Annotated in this window: 13 protein-coding genes and 1 tRNA gene; 6 read left to right on the top strand and 8 right to left on the bottom strand. The window is 73.6% G+C overall.

From position 1 onward, the window contains the following. Positions 1 to 135 precede the first annotated feature (135 nt). Positions 136 to 750: an ANTAR domain-containing response regulator gene (locus MRQ36_RS03570; RefSeq protein ID WP_242792733.1), complete on the bottom strand. Its 615-nt coding sequence runs from the start codon at positions 748 to 750 to the stop codon at positions 136 to 138. Positions 751 to 831: 81 nt separating this feature from the next. Between MRQ36_RS03570 and MRQ36_RS03575 the strand changes: the two genes are divergently transcribed. Together MRQ36_RS03575 and MRQ36_RS03580 are read left to right on the top strand one after the other, a co-directional pair. After that, positions 832 to 914, top strand: a tRNA-Leu gene (locus MRQ36_RS03575). A 47-nt stretch (positions 915 to 961) separates the two neighbouring features. Further along, positions 962 to 1,696 carry a transcriptional regulator gene (locus tag MRQ36_RS03580; protein ID WP_242792735.1) on the top strand — a complete coding sequence of 245 codons (735 nt, stop codon included), beginning with the start codon at positions 962 to 964 and terminating at the stop codon, positions 1,694 to 1,696. 118 nt (positions 1,697 to 1,814) lie between these two features. Here MRQ36_RS03580 and MRQ36_RS03585 read toward each other — a convergent pair whose 3' ends face one another. Continuing rightward, positions 1,815 to 2,993, bottom strand: a complete 1,179-nt coding sequence (locus MRQ36_RS03585; protein ID WP_242792737.1) for a PLP-dependent aspartate aminotransferase family protein — start codon at positions 2,991 to 2,993, stop codon at positions 1,815 to 1,817. 83 nt (positions 2,994 to 3,076) lie between these two features. On the opposite strand from MRQ36_RS03585, the gene MRQ36_RS03590 reads away from it, so the two are divergent. Both MRQ36_RS03590 and MRQ36_RS03595 read left to right on the top strand, forming a co-directional pair. Then, a complete protein-coding gene (locus tag MRQ36_RS03590; protein WP_242792739.1) occupies positions 3,077 to 3,556 on the top strand; it encodes an Lrp/AsnC family transcriptional regulator in 480 nt (159 codons plus the stop codon). A 114-nt stretch (positions 3,557 to 3,670) separates the two neighbouring features. Continuing rightward, the gene (locus tag MRQ36_RS03595; protein WP_242792741.1) at positions 3,671 to 4,681 is read left to right on the top strand and encodes an LLM class flavin-dependent oxidoreductase; all 1,011 of its coding nucleotides are present in this window, start codon (positions 3,671 to 3,673) and stop codon (positions 4,679 to 4,681) included. Positions 4,682 to 4,871: 190 nt separating this feature from the next. Here MRQ36_RS03595 and MRQ36_RS03600 read toward each other — a convergent pair whose 3' ends face one another. Further along, on the bottom strand, positions 4,872 to 7,100 hold the full coding sequence (locus MRQ36_RS03600) for a cellulose binding domain-containing protein (RefSeq protein WP_242800809.1): 2,229 nt from the start codon (positions 7,098 to 7,100) through the stop codon (positions 4,872 to 4,874). 214 nt (positions 7,101 to 7,314) lie between these two features. Here MRQ36_RS03600 and MRQ36_RS03605 point away from each other — a divergent pair, with 214 nt between their 5' ends. Then, the gene (locus tag MRQ36_RS03605; protein ID WP_242792742.1) at positions 7,315 to 8,748 is read left to right on the top strand and encodes a pyridoxal-dependent decarboxylase; all 1,434 of its coding nucleotides are present in this window, start codon (positions 7,315 to 7,317) and stop codon (positions 8,746 to 8,748) included. A 10-nt stretch (positions 8,749 to 8,758) separates the two neighbouring features. On the opposite strand, the gene MRQ36_RS03610 is transcribed toward MRQ36_RS03605, so the two are convergent. The 5 genes from MRQ36_RS03610 to MRQ36_RS03630 form a co-directional block, all read right to left on the bottom strand. Continuing rightward, on the bottom strand, positions 8,759 to 9,721 hold the full coding sequence (locus tag MRQ36_RS03610; protein WP_242800810.1) for a sulfite exporter TauE/SafE family protein: 963 nt from the start codon (positions 9,719 to 9,721) through the stop codon (positions 8,759 to 8,761). 177 nt (positions 9,722 to 9,898) lie between these two features. After that, complete coding sequence (locus MRQ36_RS03615; protein ID WP_242792743.1) at positions 9,899 to 10,369, bottom strand: Rrf2 family transcriptional regulator; 471 nt, start codon at positions 10,367 to 10,369, stop codon at positions 9,899 to 9,901. A gap of 80 nt (positions 10,370 to 10,449) precedes the next feature. After that, entirely contained in the window at positions 10,450 to 11,334 is an 885-nt protein-coding gene (locus MRQ36_RS03620; protein WP_242792744.1) for an acyl-CoA thioesterase II, read from the bottom strand. 55 nt (positions 11,335 to 11,389) lie between these two features. Further along, positions 11,390 to 12,838: a pyruvate kinase gene (gene pyk / locus MRQ36_RS03625; protein WP_242792745.1), complete on the bottom strand. Its 1,449-nt coding sequence runs from the start codon at positions 12,836 to 12,838 to the stop codon at positions 11,390 to 11,392. 258 nt (positions 12,839 to 13,096) lie between these two features. Further along, positions 13,097 to 13,462 (bottom strand): YciI family protein, encoded by a 366-nt coding sequence (locus MRQ36_RS03630; RefSeq protein ID WP_242792746.1) that lies wholly within the window; start codon positions 13,460 to 13,462, stop codon positions 13,097 to 13,099. Between the two features lie 214 nt (positions 13,463 to 13,676). Here MRQ36_RS03630 and MRQ36_RS03635 point away from each other — a divergent pair, with 214 nt between their 5' ends. Beyond that, on the top strand, positions 13,677 to 19,493 hold the full coding sequence (locus MRQ36_RS03635; RefSeq protein WP_242792747.1) for a PAS domain S-box protein: 5,817 nt from the start codon (positions 13,677 to 13,679) through the stop codon (positions 19,491 to 19,493). Positions 19,494 to 19,589: the final 96 nt, after the last annotated feature.

Consider the following 19,589-nt stretch of genomic DNA (forward strand, 5'->3'; position numbering starts at 1 on the left):
CGGCGCCGTCCGAACGCGGCGACCGGTGCGCCACGCCGCCGACATCGCGGTATCCCGGGTCGAGGCCGTGCGCCATGTCGCCGACACGGCGGTGCCAGGCAAGGGCGGCTGTCGGGCCTGGTTGGTCGGCGCGGGTCAGGCGGTGGGCTGGGCGACCTCGCCGCCGGCGGTCTCCGCGAGGATCCGCTCGGCGACCTCCTTCATGGTCATCCGGTGGTCCATCGCGGTGCGCTGGATCCACTTGAACGCCTGCGGCTCGGTCATCCCGTAGGTGGTCATCAGCGCGCCCTTGGCCCGCTCCACCGTCTTGCGGATCTCCAGCCGGTCGGTCAGGCCGGCGACCTCGGCCTCCAGCGCGGCGATCTCCGAGTAGCGCGACAGCGCGATCTCCACCGCCGGCACCAGGTCGCTCTTCTGGAACGGCTTGACCAGGTAGGCCATCGCGCCGGCCGCCCGCGCGCGCTCCACCAGGTCCCGCTGGCTGAACGCGGTCAGGATGATCACCGGGGCGATCCGGGCACCGGCGATCCGCTCGGCGGCGGCGAGCCCGTCCATGATCGGCATCTTGATGTCGAGGATGACCAGGTCGGGCTTCAGCTCCTCGGCCAGCCGGACGGCGGTCTCGCCGTCACCGGCCTCGCCGACGACCTCGTAGCCCTCCTCGACCAGCATCTCGGCCAGGTCCAGCCGGATCAGCGCCTCGTCCTCCGCGATCAGTACGCGCCTGCGCTCAGCATCCGTCTCGGCCACGAGCCACTCCCACCATCGATCTCGGCACGGCTACCACCCATGCTCCCGCATGAGCCTAGTCGGGTACAGTTAGCGGCACTCGCCGGGATGGTGGAAGGGTATACACGGAAGTCTCAAACACTTCTGCCCGAAAGGGCTTGCGGGTTCGAATCCCGCTCCCGGTACTTTTGTCATACACGTGTTCGATGATGCTCGTGTGCATCCTCCCGAAATGCGGGCGTGGACCCGCGCTCTCCGCGCCGAGGGCCACAGCATCCGGTCGGTAGCCCGCAGTCTCTCGTTGCCCTACGCCACGGTCTGGCACTGGTGCGTCGACCGGCCGGAGCCGGCCGTGGTCGGCACCGCTCTCCGCTGCTTCCGCTGCTCACCGGACGTCGCCCAGCCGACAGACCCCGGTGCTTACTCCTACCTGCTCGGTCTCTATCTCGGCGACGGGCACCTTGCCGTGACCCCGAAGGTGCCCGTTCTCCGGATCGCCTGCACCAACATCTATCCGGACCTCGTCGACGCATGCGCCCGCGCGATGCTCGCAACCCTCGCCCTCAAGGTGCAGCGGATCCCGAAAAGAGGCTGCGTCTCCGTGGAGAGCAGCGGCCGGCACTGGCCGTGCCTGCTTCCCCAGCACGGACCCGGAAAGAAGCACGACCGCCCGATCGTCCTGGCCGACTGGCAACGGGAGATCGTCGAGGTACACCCGGGCCACTTCCTGCGCGGACTCTTCCACTCCGACGGCTGTCGCGTCGCGAACCGGGTCACCGTGCGCGGCAAGGCCTACGTCTACCCGCGCTACATGTTCGCCAACGAGTCCACCGACATCATGGGGCTGTGCCAGTGGGCCCTCGACCTGCTCGACATCTCCTGGAAGATGAACCGCCGCAATTCGCTCTCCGTCGCCCGGCGGGAGGCGGTCGAAGCGCTCGACCGGCATGTCGGCCCCAAGTCCTGACCGACGGACCTCGGCTCCGCCGGCCCCAACTCATGATCGGCGGCGTGAGCGCGCACCGGGAGGACCGCCGGACGCCCAACTCCACCGGCCCCGGTTCTGACCGACGGTCGGCCCGCGCTCAGGCGAGTCGGGCGAGCGCCTGCTCCAGGTCGGCGCGCAGGTCCTCCGGGTCCTCCAGCCCGACGGAGATCCGCAGCAGCCCGCCGCCGGGCTTGGCCTCCCCCTCGACCGGGCGGTGGGTCAGCGAGGCCGGGTGCTGGATGAGCGTGTCGACGCCGCCGAGCGACACCGCGTGGGTGATCAGCTGGCAGGCGCCGGCGACCGCCGCCGCGGCGGGCGCGCCGCCGCGTACCTCGAAGGCGAGCAGGCTTCCGGTGCCGGACATCTGGCGGCCGACCAGCCCGGCCGGGTCGTGCGCCGAGGGGTGGTGGACGCGCGCGACGGCGGGGTGCCCGGCGAGCCAGGCGACGAGTTTCTCCGCGCCGGCCTGCTGGGCGCGGACCCGCAACGGCAGGGTCTGTAGCCCGCGGTGCAGGAGGTAGGCGCCGAGCGGGTGGAGGATCGCGCCGGTGACGGCGCGGACCTGGCGCAGTCGGGCGGCCCAGCCGGCGTCGCAGGCGACGACGCCGGCGAGCACGTCGCCGTGGCCGCCGATGCTCTTGGTGGCGCTGTGCAGCACGAGGGCGGCGCCGTGCCGGGCGGGCTGCTGGAGTACGGGGGTGGCGACGGTGTTGTCGACCAGGAGTGGGACGTCGCCGGCGGCGCGGGCGAGGGCGGCGATGTCGACGAGGTCGAGGGTGGGGTTGGCCGGGGTCTCGACGATGACGAGCGCGGTGTCGGGGCGGATCGCGGTGGCGACCTCGTCGGGGCGGGCCCAGGTGACCTCGGTGCCGAGCAGGCCGGTGGCGAGGACGTGGTCGGTGCCGCCGTAGAGGGGGCGGACGGCGACGAGGTGCCGTTTCCCGTCGCGGGTGGCGGCGAGCAGCGTGGCGGTGAGGGCGGCCATGCCGCTGGCGAAGGCGACGGCGTCGGTGGTGCCTTCGAGTTCGGCGAGGGCGGTCTCGAAGCGGGCGACGGTGGGGTTCCAGAGGCGCTGGTAGACGGCGCTGCCGCCGGGCGCGAGGGTGCCGCCGGTGGCGAGCAGTTCGTACGCGTCGCCGCCGTCGTCGACCGAGGGCAGCGGGTTGGTGGTGGAGAGGTCGATGGGCGGCACGTGGACGCCCAGGGCGGCGAGGTCGTCGCGCCCGGCGTGCACGGCCCTGGTGTCCACTGCGGTCATGGCGGAAGCGTCGAACATCAGCACTGATAGGGGCAATAGATTCGCAGAAGATTCTGTGTTTACCTCTTCCAACGCTGTGAAGTTCGGTGAATGATGTTCCCATGCCGCCCGCACCGAATGATGTACGGCCCTTCGCGGCCCTGGACGACGTCGACCGCGCGATCCTGACGGAGTTGGCCGCCGACGGTCGGCTGCCGAACAACGCGCTGGCCGAGCGGGTGGGGGTGGCGCCGTCGACGTGTCTGACGCGTACCCGGGCGTTGCGCGAGTGCGGGGCGATCCGCGGGATCCACGCGGAGGTCGACCCGGCGGCGGTGGGGTTGCCGCTGCAGGCGCTGGTCTCGGTGCGGTTGACGGCGCACGAGCGGGCGGCGGTGGACGCGTTCCGGGCCCGGTCGGTCCGGCTGCCGGGGGTGGTGTCGGTGTTCCACGTGGCCGGGGCGGAGGACTACGTGCTGCACGTGCGGGCGGCGTCGGGCGACGCGCTGCGGGACTTCGTGCTGGACCAGCTGGCGGTGGATCCGGCGGTGGGGCACACCCAGACCAGCCTGATCTTCGAGCAGGCGCGCGGGGTGGGCTGACCTGTTAACCGGGGGCCCCTGCTCTACCGCAGGCGTTAACAGGGGGCCCCTCCTTCTGGTGTGACGTAACCGGCGAGGGGAACAATTCCGGCGGGCGGGGAGTTGGCGAACGGTGTGACAGACGTACCGTTGGCTGTTCTTGATCTTGCCCCGGTGGCCGCGGGCGCGAGCGCCGGTGAGGCGCTGCGGCACACCACCGAGCTGGCCCGTCGCACCGAGGAGCTGGGCTATCGCCGCTTCTGGGTGGCCGAGCACCACAACATGCCGGCGATCGCGAGTTCCGCGCCGGCGGTGCTGCTGGCGCACCTGGCCGCGAACACGAGCACGATCCGGCTGGGCTCCGGCGGGGTGATGCTGCCCAACCACGCGCCGCTGGTGGTGGCCGAGCAGTTCGGCACCCTGGAGGCGCTGCACCCGGGCCGGATCGACCTCGGCATCGGCCGGGCGCCCGGCACCGACCAGGTGACCGCGCTGGCGCTGCGCCGCACCATGGAAGGGCTGTCGGCCGAGGGGTTCCCCCGGGAGCTGGCGGACCTGATGAACTACTTCAGCGGCGAGCAGCCGGGGCCGATCACGGCCACCCCGGGGCGTGGCCAGCAGCCGGCGATCTGGCTGCTGGGCTCCAGCGGGTTCAGCGCGCAGCTGGCCGGGCTGCTCGGGCTGCCGTTCTCGTTCGCGCACCACTTCAGCGCGCAGAACACGATCCCGGCGTTGGCGCTCTACCGGCAGCACTTCCGGCCGTCGCAGTGGCTGGACCGGCCGTACGCGATGGTCGCGGTGAACGCGGTCTGCGCGGAGACCGACGAGCGGGCGCACTGGCTGGCCGGTCCGGCCGGGTTGTCCTTCCTCAAGCTGCGGTCGGGGCGGCCCGAGCCCCTCGCGACGCCCGAGGAGGCGGCGGCCTACCCGTACACGGAGCTGGAGCGGGAGTTCGTCGCGCAGCGCCGGGAGGGGCAGGCGACCGGTTCGCCGGAGACGGTGGCCCGGCAGCTCGGCGAGCTGGTGGCGCGGACCGGCGCGGACGAGCTGATGCTGACCACGATGGTGTACGACGTGGCCGACCGGGTCCGCTCGTTCGAGCTGATCGCCGAGAAGGTGGCCGGCGGCCTGTCCCGGGCAGTCTGAAACACGCTCTTCACGATGGCGTCACCGCACCGTCGCGTGGTGCGCCTACCTTGGTGACCGGTGGTGGTACGGCACTCCCCGATCGGGACGGGTCGGGGGTGCTGCGGTGTGGTGCACCGGGTCGCCGGCCGAGCGGATTCCGCGGCCGGCGACCCGGTGCCTGCGTTTCCGGCTCCGGTGTCCGGGCCGGTCAGCGCAGGTAGATGTGCGGGGCGGGCGGGGTGGCCATTCCGTCGCCGAGGAAGAAGCCGGCGTGCGGCGGCTGGTTGTACGCGGTGTTCTGCCAGGCGATCGAGACCCGGTACTGCGGGTCGTGCATCAGCGTCGGGAGGCGCAGTGTGGTCGGCGTGGGCGTGCTGTAGATCCGCAGCGCGGAGCTGTCGCCGGTGCGCCAGACCACTTCCTCCCGCCAGTCGCCGAGGATGTCGCCGGAGAGCGCCGGGGTGGACTTGGTGCCGTTGTTGGCGGACACGCCGCTGCCGGTGAGCAGCCGCGTCTCGCCGGCGGTGCCGTACTTGTCGATCTTCGTGCCGTCGAGCAGTTCCCGGACCGGGTCGCCGTCCCACCAGGCGAGGAAGTTCGCCGACGACGGCTTGCGCCCGATGTTCTCGCCCCGGGTGTTGCGCAGCCCGTCCACCGCGGAGGACCAGGACTCGGCGCCAGGGCTGCCGGCCCAGACGTCGTCGGAGACGCCCCGGCCGTTGTCGCCGTTCGGCGCGGTCTGCCAGAGCAGCTGCCCGGTGCGGGCGTCGGACATCCACGAGCTGGGCTTGCTGCCGTCCTCGTCGACCTTGAAGACCTCCAGCCCGGCGCGGGACGGGTCGAGGTCGCCGACGTGCAGCGCGTCGCCGTGCCCGTTGCCGGTGGAGTAGCGCAGCGTGCCGTTGTCGTCGATGGTGGCGGCCCCGTACACGATCTCCTGGCGGCCGTCGTTGTCGACGTCGGCGACGGAGAGCTGGTGGTTGCCCTGGCCCGCGGCGGCGCCGTTGCCGCTGGTGTTGGAGTCGAAGGTCCAGCGCTTGGTGAGGGTGCCGTTGCGGAAGTCCCAGGCGGCGACGACCGCGCGGGTGTAGTAGCCGCGCGCCATGATCAGTGAGGGGCGCTGCCCGTCGAGGTAGGCGGTGCCGGCGAGGAACCGGTCGACCCGGTTGCCGTACGAGTCGCCCCAGGAGGAGACGGTGCCGCGCGGCGGGTCGTAGGTGACGGTGGAGACGGCGGCGCCGGTGCGGCCGTCGAACATGGTCAGGAACTCCGGGCCGGAGAGCACGTAGCCGCTGGAGTTGCGGTAGTCGGCCGACGACGAGCCGATCACCTGGCCGGTGCCGGAGCGGGTGCCGTCGGCGGTCTTCATGGCCACCTCGGCGTCGCCGTCACCGTCGTAGTCGTACACCTGGAACTGGGTGTAGTGGGCGCCCGCGCGGATGTTGCGGCCCAGGTCGATGCGCCACAGCCGGGTGCCGGTGAGGGTGTACGCGTCGACGTAGACGTTGCCGGTGTAGCCGGACTGCGAGTTGTCCTTGCTGTTGGACGGGTCCCACTTGAGCACGAACTCGTAGCGGCCGTCACCGTCGAGGTCGCCGACGCTGGCATCGTTGGCCGAGTAGGTGTAGGCCTCCCCGCTGGGGGTGGTGCCGCCGGGCGGGGCCTGGATCGGCACGTCCAGGTAGCCGTTCGCGAACTGGAGCGCGGGGGCGGACGCCGCCTGCTCCGCGCCGTTCACCACGGCCCGCACGGTGTACGCCGAGCCGGCCGCCGCGCCGCTGTCGAGGTAGCTGGTGGCCCCGGTGATCGGACTGCCGTTGACCTTGGTGGAGCCGCGGTAGAGGTTGAAGGACACGCCGCTGGTCTCGGTGCCGAGCAGCCGCCAGGAGACCAGGTTCCCGGTGCCGGAGCGGACGCTGATCAGGCCCCGGTCGAGCTTCTCCAGCTGCTTCGCGCCGGCGGGCGGGGTGGTGCCGGTCGGGGTCGGCGTCGGGCCGGTGGAGGTGGGTGGGGTGCTGGTGGGGGTGGTCGTCCCGGTGCAGGCGGTGCCGTTGAGGGTGAAGCTCGCCGGGGCGGGGTTGCTGACGTCGTTCCAGCCGGCGTTGAAGCCGAAGTTGGCGGTGCCGCCGGTGCCGATGGTCGCGTTGTAGCCGGCGTCGCGGGCGGTGACCTGGGCGCCGGACTGGGTGACCGTGGCGTTCCACGCCTGGGTGACCTGCTGGCCGGCGGTCCACGACCAGCCGAGGGTCCAGCCGTTGACCGGGTCGCCGAGGTTGGTGACGGTGACGTCGGCGCCGAAGCCGCCGGCCCAGGAGTTGGTGATCCGGTAGTCGACGCGGCAGCCGGCGGCGGCCGCGCTGGCGGTGACGGTGGTGAGGGCGCCGGCCACGAGGGTGGCAGCTGCTGCCGCGCCGAGCAGCACGGTACGGCGGCGCATGGGGGTGGAATGCACGGGCTGGCCTCCGGGGAGGTCGGACGCGCGACGGGCCGAGCCGTCGACCTGCCCTGGGCCGACGGAGCTCCTCGTCACGCTGCGATGTGATCGACGTCCATGATTAGGCTCCGCGCCCGCCGATCGTAGGACAACGTTTTCCCGGAGCACAACCAGCCCCGGCGTTGATCCGCGCCGGGCCACCTGATCGACTCGGGGCATGGCTGAGCACATGGATCCCGAGCAGTTCCGGCGGGCCGGTTACGCGGTGGTCGACTGGATCGCGGACTACTGGACGACGCTCGGGCAGCGCCCGGTGACGTCGCAGGACCCGCCCGGCGCGGTGGCCGCCGCCCTGCCGGCCGGGCCCACCCCGCACGGCGAGCCGGTCGAGGCGGTGCTGGCCGACCTGGACCGGGTGATCGCGCCGGGGCTGACCCACTGGCAGCACCCGGGTTTCTTCGGCTATTTCCCGGCGAACACCTCCGGCCCGAGTGTGCTGGGTGACCTGGTCAGCGCCGGCCTCGGGGTGCAGGGCATGCTCTGGGCCACCGGTCCGGCCTGCACCGAGCTGGAGACGGTGCTGCTGGACTGGCTGGCGGAGCTGCTGGACCTGCCGCAGCGGTTCCGGTCCACCGGTCGCGGCGGTGGGGTGATCCAGGATTCGGCGTCCTCGGCGACGCTGGTGGCGACGCTGGTGGCGCTGCACCGGGCCAGCGGAGGCCGGTGGCGGGAGTCCGGGGTGGACCGGCGCTACCGTGCCTACACCTCGACCCAGGGCCACTCGTCGATCGAGAAGGCGGCCCGGATCGCCGGGCTCGGCGCGGACGGGGTCCGCCCGGTCGAGGTGGACCCGCAGACCCAGGCGATGCGTCCCGAGGCGCTGCGCGCGGCGATCGAGGCCGACCGGGCCGCCGGTGTGGTGCCGGCCATCGTGGTGGCCACCATCGGCACCACCTCCACCACCGCCATCGACCCGCTGCCGGAGATCGGTGCGATCTGCGCCGAGTACGGGATCTGGCTGCACGTCGACGCCGCGTACGCCGGGTCGGCCGCGGTCTGCCCGGAGCTGCGCTGGACGCACGAAGGACTGGAGCACGCCGACTCGTACTGCTTCGACCCGCACAAGTGGCTGCTCACCGGCTTCGACTGCGACGCGTTCTGGGTGGCCGACTCCGGCGAACTGATCGAGGCACTGACCGTGCTGCCGGAATACCTGCGCAACGCCGCCAGCGACTCCGGTGCGGTGATCGACTACCGGGACTGGCAGGTGCCGCTGGGTCGACGGTTCCGGGCGCTCAAGCTCTGGTTCGTGCTGCGCTGGTACGGCGTGGAGGGCCTGCGGGCGCACATCCGCTCCGGGGTGTCCCTGGCCGACCGCTTCGCCGCCCGGGTCGAGGCCGACGACCGGTTCGAGCTGACCGCCGCGCACCCGTTCTCGCTGGTCTGTTTCCGGCTGCGGGCGGGCGACGAGGTGAACGCCGAACTGCTGCGGCGGGTCAACGCCAGCGGCCGGGTGCACCTGACGCACACCCGGATCGAGGGCCGGTACGCGCTCCGCCTCGCGGTCGGCTCCCCGCTGTCCACCGAGAAGCACGTGGACGAGGCCTGGGACCTGCTCGCCGCGGCCGCCGACGACCTACTCACCCGCTGACCGGGGCCGGTCAGCCCTCGACGGCTGCGGCCAGCGGCCGGGTCTGCTCCGGCCCGGCCGGCGGCGTCGCGGTGTCGGCGGTGGCGAGCAGCGCGGCCTCCGCGAGGGCCCGGGCCCGGCGGGTACGACGCAGCGCCCGCACCGCCAGCACGATCGCGACCACCCAGCCGGCGGCGAGCAGCCCGTAGACGACGGCGGGCACCGCACCGCCGACCTCACCGGCGCGCAGCAGGGTACGGGCGTTGCTCAGCACGATCACGCCACCGATGGTGGCGCCGAGCAGTTGGGCGGGGACGATCCGCACCAGCCAGGCGGCGATCGGCGCGGCCACCAGGCCACCGATCAGCAGCGCCGCGACGGTCGGCAGCAGGAAGCCCTCGGAGCCGAGGCCGATCAGGAAGCCGATGCTGGCCGCGCCGGCCACCACGAACTCGGCGGTGTCCACCGAACCGATCACCTTGCGGGGCTCCATCCGGCCGGAGACCAGCAGCGCCGGGGTGGCGACCGGACCCCATCCGCCGCCGCCGGTGGCGTCGACGAAGCCGGCGACCAGGCCGAGCGGGCCGAGGAACCGCGCCCGCAGCGGGCCGGCCGCGCGGTTGGCCCGCAGCGGCCGGGAGAAGCGCACCAGCAGGTACGCGCCGAGGGTGAACAGGATCGCCGCCATCCACGGGGCGGCCGACTCGGTGGAGATCGAGCTGAGGAAGGTGGCCCCGGCGAAAGCGCCGATCGCGCCCGGTACGGCGATCCGGCCGACCACCCGCCAGTCGACGTTGCCGAACCGCCAGTGCGAGACCCCGGCGGCGAGCGTGGTGCCGATCTCCGCCAGGTGCACCGAGGCGGAGGCGGCGGCCGGCGCCACCCCGGCGAAGAGCAGCAGGGTGGACGAGGTCAGCCCGTACGCCATGCCCAGCGCGCCGTCGACCAGCTGCGCGGCGAGCCCGACCAGAGCGAGGATCAGCAGCTTGCGCACGAGCGCCCCCTGTCTTTTCGGCATCTCCTATCAACTTGGTCGACAATGCGGTACGGGAGCCGCTCCGGTCAAGTCCCCTATCGGCTAGTGGGACGCGCCGGACGGCGCGGACCGCGCGACGGAAGGGCCGGCGTCGGAAGGCCGGGCGAGGCAGGGCGGCCGCGCTAGAGCGGGCGGTCAGCTCCAGGCGCGCGGGTCGGCGGCCAGCTCGTTGACCCGGGCGGGCAACTCGCCGCCCGCCACGTCGCCGATGGTGACCAGCTCCAGGATCTCCCGTTCACTGGCCCGCAGCGCGATCCAGACGTCCTGCAGGGCGCGCGCGGCGCCCTGGTAACCGAGCTGCTCCGGCCGCTGGCCGCGGACGTGCGCCAACGGCCCGTCGATCACCCGGATGACCTCGGCCAGGGAGATCTCCCCGGCCGGTCGGGCCAGCCAGTAGCCGCCCTCCGGGCCGCGCTGGGCGTGCACGATGCCACCCCGACGCAGCTGGAGCAGGATGCTCTCCAGGAACTTCGGCGGGATGTCCTGGGCCCGGGCGATCTGCTCGGCGGTGACCGGCCGGCTGCGCCCGGTCGCTCCCCCGTCGGTGACCGAGGCCAGTTCGGCGGCCGCGCGGAGCGCGTAGTCGACCCGGGCGGAGAGACGCATGCCGGTCAGGTTAGCCCGCTGATCGGCCGGCCAGGTCGCCGACCCTCAGCCGAACGGCCACGGAACGCCCGACCCGCCGGTCAGTCCTCCACCCGGCGCAGCAGCCCCTCCTGGACGGCGCTGGCGATGTGCCGGCCGTCGGCGGTGAACATCCGGCCGGCGGCCAGTCCCCGCCCGCCGGACGCCGACGGGCTCCAGCAGTCGTAGAGGAACCACTCGTCGGCCCGGAACGGCCGGTGGAACCACAGGGCGTGGTCGAGGCTCGCCCCCACCACTCCCCCGGGCCCCCACACCTCGCCGTGCACCGACAGCACCGAGTCGAGCAGGGTCAGGTCCGAGGCGTACGTGAGGGCGCAGGCGTGCAGCAGCTGGTCGTCGGGGAGCTTGCCGTCGATCCGCATCCAGACCCGCTGCTGCGGCTCGGCGGGCCGGTCGCCGGGGCGTACCCAGCCGGGCTCGCCGACGTAGCGGACGTCGATCGGGCGCGGGATCTGGCCCCAGATGCCCAACCGCTCCGGATAGCGGGCCAGCCGGTCGGTCATGGTCGGCACGCCCTCCGGCCCGGGCACGTCCGGCGGGCTGGGGGCCTGGTGGTCCAGCCCTTCCTCGTACCGCTGGAAGGACGCCGACATGAAGAAGATCGGCTTGCCGTGCTGGAGCGCCACCGAACGGCGCACCGAGAACGACCGGCCGTCCCGGACGTTCTCCACCTCGTAGGCGATCGGCTCGGCGGGGTCGCCGGGGCGGACGAAGTAGCCGTGCAACGAGTGCACGAAGCGCTCCGGGTCGACGGTGCGGCCGGCGGCGACCAGCGCCTGACCGGCGACCTGGCCGCCGTACACCCGCTGCGGACCGACCGGGGGACTCATCCCCCGGAAGGTCATCTCGCCGGTGTGCTCCAGGTCGAGCACCTCCAGGAGCTGGTCCACCGCGGCCTGGCCCGTGGCCACCCCGCCGTCCGTCACTGCACCGTCTCCGTTCGCGACTGCGGGGCTCGCAGAACCGGCTCGCTCCTCGCGCTCACTGCAAGGCCCGGGCGGAGGCCGCGTCGACCAGCGAGCCGAGCTGGTGCACCCGCAGGGTGTTGGTGGAGCCGGGGGTGCCGGGCGGGCTGCCGGCGACGATGACCACGTAGTCGCCGGGGTTGGCCCGGTTGAGGCCGAGCAGCGCCTGGTCGACCTGGCGGAACATGTCGTCGGTGTGCTCGACGAACGGCATCAGGAAGGTCTCCACGCCCCAGCAGAGGGCGAGCTGGTTGCGCACCTCGGGGACCGGGGTGAAGGCCAGCAGCGGCAGGTCGCAGTGCAGCCGGGCGAGCCGCTTGACGGTGTCGCCGGTCTGCGAGAAGGCGACCATGGCCTTCGCGCCGATGGCCCGGGCGATCGAGGAGGCCGCGACGGTGAGGGCGCCGCCGTGCGTACGCGGGTCGTGCTGCAGCCGCGGCACGCCGATCGAACCCGCCTCGGTGGTGGTGATGATCTTCGCCATGGTGCTGACGGTGAGCACCGGGTACTTGCCGACGCTGGTCTCGCCGGAGAGCATCACCGCGTCCGCGCCGTCGAGCACCGCGTTGGCCACGTCGGACGCCTCGGCGCGGGTCGGCCGGGAGTTCTCGATCATGGAGTCGAGCATCTGGGTGGCCACGATGACCGGCTTGGCGTTCTCCCGGCACAGCTGCACGGCACGCTTCTGCACCAGCGGCACCTGGTCGAGCGGCAGCTCCACGCCGAGGTCGCCCCGGGCGACCATGACGCCGTCGAAGGCGAGCACGATCGCCTCGAGGTGGTCGACCGCCTCGGGCTTCTCGACCTTGGCCAGCACCGGCCGGCGGACGCCCTCCTCGTCCATGATCGCGTGGACGAGCTTGATGTCCTCGGCCGAGCGGACGAAGGAGAGCGCGATCAGGTCGACGCCCAGGCCGAGGGCGAAGCGCAGGTCCTCGGCGTCCTTGTCGGACATCGCCGGGACGCTGACCGCCACGTTGGGCAGCGAGACGCCCTTGTTGTTGGAGACCGGACCGCCCTCGGTGACCAGGCAGCGGATGTCGTTGCCGGTGACGTCGCTGACCTCGACGGCGACCCGGCCGTCGTCGATCAGCAGCCGGTCACCCGGCTTCACCTCCTGCGGCAGCTTGCGGTAGGTGCAGGAGACGCGGTCCTTGGTGCCGAGGATCTCGTCGCTGGTGATCACCACGGAGTCGCCGGTGCGCCACTCGTGCGGACCGTCGGCGAACTTCCCGAGCCGGATCTTGGGGCCCTGCAGGTCGGCCAGGATGGCGACCGGGTGGCCGGCCGTGTCGGCCGCCTCGCGGACCAGCCGGTAGACCGACTCGTGATCTTCGTGGCTGCCGTGGCTGAAGTTGAGCCTCGCCACGTTCATACCCGCCTCGACGAGCCCCCGGATGCGCTCCGGCGACGAGGTGGCGGGACCAAGAGTGCAGACGATCTTCGCGCGGCGTGTCACGCCCATCAGGCTAGTCTCTCCTCCGGGTCGGCCTGGCGGTCGACCCCTTTCGGACTGCGGAACAATTGTCCAACGACGCGCGATGACCGCGCAGCGGGCGGACGGAACCGCACCGGAACGTCGTGTGTGGCGGGCATCGGCGACCGCGCGGCGGAAATCGTACCGCCCGGTCTCCAGACGCGCCGGAGTGCTCCCGCGGACCATGCGTCGCGTCGATCGACCGGGGGCGGGACTGCCGGCCGGCGGGGTGCGGCGTGGACCGGGTCAGCTCTGCGTCTTGGCGAGCGGGAACTCCAGCGAGCCGGCCGGGCAGAGGAAGGTCAGCACGTCGACCCGGTAGAGCCCGGCCTGCACGGCCGGGTCGGCCTCCATCACGCTGCGTACGTCGTCCACCGAGCCGGTACGGGCCAGCCCGAACCCGATGGGTGGGTCGGGCTCGCGGGCCGGGCCGTCGACCGAGCCGTCGATCAGGATGACGCCGCGCCGCTGGAGCGCCTGCATGTGGTGGAGGTGTTCGGCCTGGAGCCGCTGCACCGTCTCCTCGGGCAGGGCCCGACCGGACGGCCCGGGATAGAGCACGATGCACTCGTACGTGTCGAGCGCGAAGTCGACCTGCGGCGTGCCCGTCATGGTGCCCCCTCCCCACGTACGCCCAGCGTCGCACGGCCCGTGGCGGCGCACCGGCTGCTCCGCGCAACTATCCCCCGGTGCCGTTCCGGTCTTCGACCTGCTGCGCCGTTCGTCTGGGCCGGTCGGCGACCGCCAAGATCGACACGGGCCGGGCCGGCTCGACGCTGGTACTTTCCGGTTGGTGAGGAGAAGGACGGCGAGCGGAGGTCCGAGCGTGAGCACGACCCCGTCCGCCGGGACTCCACCGGACGGCACCCGGTGGCAGGCGGTCTTCGCGACCGGCGGGGAGATGGGCGCGGCGATCGCCGCCCACGACTGGTCGACCACCCCGCTCGGCCCGGTGCAGGAGTGGCCGCCGAGCCTGCGTACGGCGGTGGCGATCGCCCTGCACTCGCGCTTCCCGATCCTGTTGTGGTGGGGCGACGAGCTGGTGATGCTCTACAACGACGCCTACCTGCCGATCCTGGGGGCGTCGAAACGGAACGCCCTGGGCCGCGCCGGCGCGCAGGTGTGGCCGGAGGTGTGGGACGTCATCGGGCCGATGCTGGTCGACGTGCTGGCCGGGCGGGGCGCCACCTGGAACCAGGACCAGTTGCTGCTGCTCGACCGGAACGGCTTCCTCGAGGAGTGCTACTTCACCTTCTCCTACAGCCCGATCGTCGACGAGTCGGGCACGCCGGGCGGGGTGTTCACGGCGGTCACCGAGACCACCGACCGGGTCGTCGGCGACCGGCGGCTGCGGCTGCTCGGCGCCCTCGCGGCCGGGCTGGCCGATTCCGCCGAGCCGGACGAGGTGGGCCGGCGGGCCGTGAAGATCATCGGCGATCATCCGGACGTGCCGTTCGTCCGGCTGTTCGTCGTCGAGGCCGCCGGGTTGCGGCAGGTCGCCGGGAACGGGGACGTCGCACCGGCCGGGGTCGAGGAGTCCTGGCCGCTGGCCGAGGCGCTGGCCGGCGGGGAGACCCGGTTGCTGCCGTTCGACCCGAGCGCCGACCCGGAGCGTCCGGGCACGCCGATGGTGGCGCTGGTGCCCGTGCCGGAGCCCGGTGGCGCCGCCCCCACCTCGGTGCTCGTCGTCGGCCTGAATCCGCGCCGTCCGGTCGACGCCGACTACCGCTCCTTCGTGGAGCTGCTGGCCGGGCACATCGGCACCGCGCTGGCCGGCGCGACGGCCTACCAGGCGGAGCACCGGCGGGCGGAGGCGCTGGCCGAGCTGGACGCCGCGAAGTCCGCCTTCTTCGCCAACGTCAGCCACGAGCTGCGTACCCCGCTCACCCTGATCGCCGGGCCGGTACGCGACGCGCTCACCGACCCGGCCCAGCCGCTGCCGGCGACGCTGCGCCGCCGGCTGGAGCTGGTGGACCGCAACGCGGCCCGGCTGCGCCGGCTGGTCGACAGCGTGCTGGACTTCAGCCGGATCGAGGCGGGTCGGCTGTCGCCGGACCGGGTCGCGGTGGACCTGAGCCGGTTCACCCGGGACCTGGCCGCCGCCTTCGCCCCGGCCGCCGAACGGGCCGGCGTCGGCTTCGAGGTGGCGTGCGACCGGCTGCCCCGGCCGGCGTACCTGGACCGGCTGATGTGGGAGAAGATCGTCCTCAACCTGCTCTCCAACGCCCTCAAGGCGACGGTCGCCGGGACGATCCGGCTGGCGTTGGCCGACGAGGACGGGCGGGTGCGGCTCACCGTCTCCGACACCGGAGTGGGCATCCCCGCCGACGAGGTGCCCCAGCTCTTCCAGCGGTTCCGCCGGGTCGCCCGCCCGGCCGGGCGCTCCGCCGAGGGCACCGGGATCGGGCTGGCGCTGGTCCGCGAGCTGGTCACCCTGCACGGTGGGGAGATCGACGCGGCGAGCGCCGAGGGGGCGGGCAGCACCTTCACCGTCCGGATCCCGTACGGCGAGGCAGCCGACGGGACGGCCGGGGCACCGACGACCGCTGCGCCGACGACCGCCGCGACGCTCGCCGCGGAGCTGTCCGGCCCGGCCGGCGCCGGCGAGATGACCGGCCCGCGCGACGCGCCGCTGGTGCTGGTCGTCGACGACAACGCGGACCTGCGGTCGTACGTCTCGGAACTGCTCGCCCCGCACTTCCGGGTCCGGGCCGTCGCCGACGGGCGGGCCGCCCTGGCGTCGCTCGCCGCCGAGCTGCCCGACCTGGTGCTGGCGGACGTGATGATGCCGCGCCTGGACGGCTTCGGCCTGCTCGCCGGGGTGCGCGCCGACCCGCGCACCGCCCACCTGCCGGTGGTGCTGCTGTCGGCCCGGGCCGGCCCGGAGGCGGCCGTGGAGGGGCTCACGGCCGGCGCGGACGACTACCTGGTCAAGCCCTTCTCGGCGGACGAGCTGCTGGCCCGGGTGCGGGCCAACCTGGACCGGGCCCGGGCCCGGCTGCGCCAGGGCGAACTGGCCGCCCAGGTGGTGGAGTCGATCTCCGACGGGGTCTGGGTGGCCGACCCCGACGGGGTGATCTTCCAGGTCGACGGGACGTTCGAACGGCTCACCGGGTACGGCCAGGCCGGTGCCCCCTACCGGCCGCCGTACCCGTGGTGGCCCGACCCCGCCGCGTACCCGCAGGAGCGGGCGCTGCTCGACCGGGCCCTGGTGCACCTGCTCGACGAGCACGTCGGCGGCTACGAGGTGCCGTTCCAGCACCCGGACGGCCGGCTGTACTGGGTGTCGGTGTCCGCCACCGAGGTGCCGGATCCGGAGAACGACCGGGTGCTGCTGGTCGGCACGGTCCGGGACGTGACCGCCGAGCACGAGGTGACGCAGCGGCACCGGGCCGCCGCCGCCCTGGTCGACCGGCTGGGCGGGGCGACCGACGAGGCGGCGGTCCTCACGCTGACCGCGGACGCCCTCGGCCGGGCGTTCGACGGGACGGCCTGGCTGGCCCGGCGGGACGACACCGGGGCGGCGTACGCCGGCACCGGCCGGGTAGCCGGGCTGGACCCGGCGGTGGCGGCCCGGCTGACCGGCGCGGAGCCGGACGGGCCGGCCCCGGACGCGGAGGTGCCGGGGATCGGTGGCCGGCTTCGCACCGCCAACCGGGAATGGGTGTACTGGGTACAGTTCCTCGCCCCTCGGCCGGTCCCCGCGGACGAGCGGATGCTCGGCGGGCTGCTCGTCGCGGCCGGCAGCCAGGCGCTGCAACGGGTGGAGACGGTCGGGCTCCAGGACGCGACGGTGGAGGGGCTGCGCGACGCGGTCCGCGAGGCCACCGAGCGGGAACGGGCCTGGCGGGCGGAGGCCACCGCCCGGGTCGAGCAGCAGCGCGCGGAGGAGTCGGCCCGGCGTACGGCGGCGGTCAGCCAGGCCCTGCTGGACAGCGCCCCGGTCGGGTTCGGGCTGGTCGACACCGAGCTGCGCTACCTGCAGGTGAACCCGGCGATGGCGGCGATCAACCGGCTGCCCGCCGCCGACCACATCGGCCGGCGGCCGAGCGAGTGCCTGCCGTTCTACGAGCCGCGGATGGAGGAGCTGCCGCGCCGCGCGCTGGCGCACGGGCCGATCGTCGGGGTGGAGTTCACCGTCGAGGCGGAGCCTCCGGCGACCGGCCGCCAGCACCTGGTCGCCAGTTACTTCCCGATCCGGATCGCCGACACCGACGAGCTGGCGGGGCTCGGTTTCACCGTCGTCGACGTCACCGAACGCACCCGCCTGCTGGAGGCGCTCGGCACGGAACGGGCCCGGTTCGAACAGCTCGCCGCCACCGACGTCCTCGCCGTCTTCGGCGGTGTCGGTGAGCGGATCACCGAGGCGAACGAGGCGTTCCTGGCGATGCTCGGCTACACCGGCGAGGACCTGGCGCGGGGGCGGTTGACCTGGCCGGGGCTCACTCCCCCGGGTTGGGAGGAGCCGGACCGGCGGGCGCTGGTCGAGTTGGCGGAGACCGGCCGGGCGCGGTCCTACGCCAAGGAGTACCGGCACGTCGACGGGCGCCGGGTGCCGGTGCAGATCGGCGTGGTGGCCCTGGAGCGGGAGCCACTGCGCTGGCTGGCGTACGCGACGGACCTCACCACCGAGCGCGCCACCCAGGCCGAGCTGCGGCTCTTCCAGGCCCTGGTGGAGCGCTCCGGCGACTTCATCGCGGTGGCCGCCCCCGACGGCCGGGCGGTCTACGTCAACCCGGCCGGGCGGGCGCTGGTCGGGCTCGACGGGTCCGGCGGCGTGGACGGGCTGGCGCTGGTCGACTTCGCCGCCCCGGACGCCCGCCAGGTGTGGCGCAACGAGCTGATCCCGGCCGCACTGACCCGGGGCCACCACCGGGCGGAGAGCCGGCTGGTCCGGCTGGACACCGGCGAGCAGGTGGAGGTGGACCACCAGACGTTCACGGTGACCACCGGCGAGGACCGGGAGACCACCGCCTTCGTGGCGACCGTGGCCCGGGACATCAGCGAACGACAGCGGACACTGCGGCAGGCGGAGGCGCTGGCCCGGTTGGCCGGTGGGCTCAGCTCGGCGCGCGGCCGGTCGGCCATCGTCGACGCGGTGACCACGCTCGCGCCGGCGGTGGTCGACGCCGCCCTGCTGCGGGTGGCGATCGCTCCGCCGGGGGGGACCGTGCTGGAGGTGGCCGGCGGGTACGCGCCCCCCGGTGAGCTGCTGGTGGACGCCGACGAGCCGCTGGCCCGGGCGGTCCGGGACAACGCGGTGCTGCCGCTCGCCGAGGCGGACGGCACCAGTGGCGTCTGCCTGCCGCTGCGGTACGGCGACGGGGGCGCGCTCGGCGCCCTGGAGGTGCGCTGGGACCGGCCGGTGACCGACAACGAGGCGTTGCGCAACCTGCTGGACGCGGTGGCCGGGCTGTGCAGCCAGGCGTTGCAGCGGGCCGAGCTGACCGGGTCGGCGCAGGCGATGGCCGACTTCGCGGCCCGGCTGAGCGTGGCCCGGTCCACGGTGGAGGCGATCGACGTCATCCTGACCGCCGCGCCGGTGGCGCTCGGCGCCGCGCTGCCCGGCCTGGCGATGCACGACGAGGGTCGCCGGATCCGGCTCTGGTACAACGACGAGGTGCCCGCCGGGCTGGCCGCCACCTTCGCGGACCTGACCGTCGACGACCCGCGGCCGGTGGCGTACGCGCTGCGGGCCGGTGAGCGGGTGATCCTGCGGAACCGGGGCGAGTTCGCCGAGCGGTTCCCCGGCCTGCCCGACCCGGTGGGCGGGCACGGCCTGGTGACCACGGTGGCGCTGCCGTTGTTCGACGCGCAGCGGCGGCCGATCGCCGCGCTGGGCTTCGGCTGGTGGCGGGAGCGGCCGTTGCGCGAGGGCGACCTGGCGCTGCTGGACACCATCGCCGATCTGTGCGAGCAGACCCTGGAGCGGGTCCGGCTGGCCGCCGCCGAGCACAACCTGGTGACCCGGCTGGCCGGGCGGCTGCGCAGCTCGACCCTGACCACGCCGAGTGGGCTGGAGTTGGCCACCCGCTACCAGCCGGCGATGAGCGGCCTGCACCTGGGCGGCGACTGGTACGACCTGGTCGGGCTCGGCGACGACCGGCTCGCCGTGGTGCTCGGCGACGTGGTCGGGCACCGGGTGGAGGCGGCGGCCGACATGGCGCAGCTGCGCACCATGCTGAACACGCTGATCCGGCTGGGCGTACCGCTGGAGGAGGTCTTCGTCCGGCTGACCGAGCTGCTCGGTTTCGGCTTCCTGGGCACCTGCCTGGTGCTGGTGGTCGATCCGGCGGCCGGCGTGGCGCACGTCGCCCGGGCCGGTCACCCGCATCCGGTGCTGCTGCGCCGGGGCGGGGCGCCGGAGCCGGTCAGCACGGTCAACGCGATGCCGCTGGGCATGGTGCAGGAGCCGATGACGATCGCCACGGTCCCGTTCGGCCCGGGCGACCTGCTGGTGGCGTACACGGACGGGCTGGTGGAGCGGCGCGACCGCTACTACGACGAAGGGGTGGCGGCGCTGCACCGGGCGCTGGTCGGGGTGCGCGACGAGCCGGTGGAGGCGATCGCCGACGCGCTGCTGCGTGACCTGTCCGGTTCCGAGGACGACCAGGCGCTGGTGGTGCTCCGGCACGTCGGCTGAGCGTGTCCGCACGCACAATCGCCGTCGGCGACGTTGAAGGCGGCGATCCGGGGGAAATGCAGCGGGTCGGTGGCTAGATTTGCCGCAGACGACGAC

The organism is Micromonospora sp. R77 (assembly GCF_022747945.1).
Taxonomy (GTDB): Bacteria; Actinomycetota; Actinomycetes; order Mycobacteriales; family Micromonosporaceae; genus Micromonospora.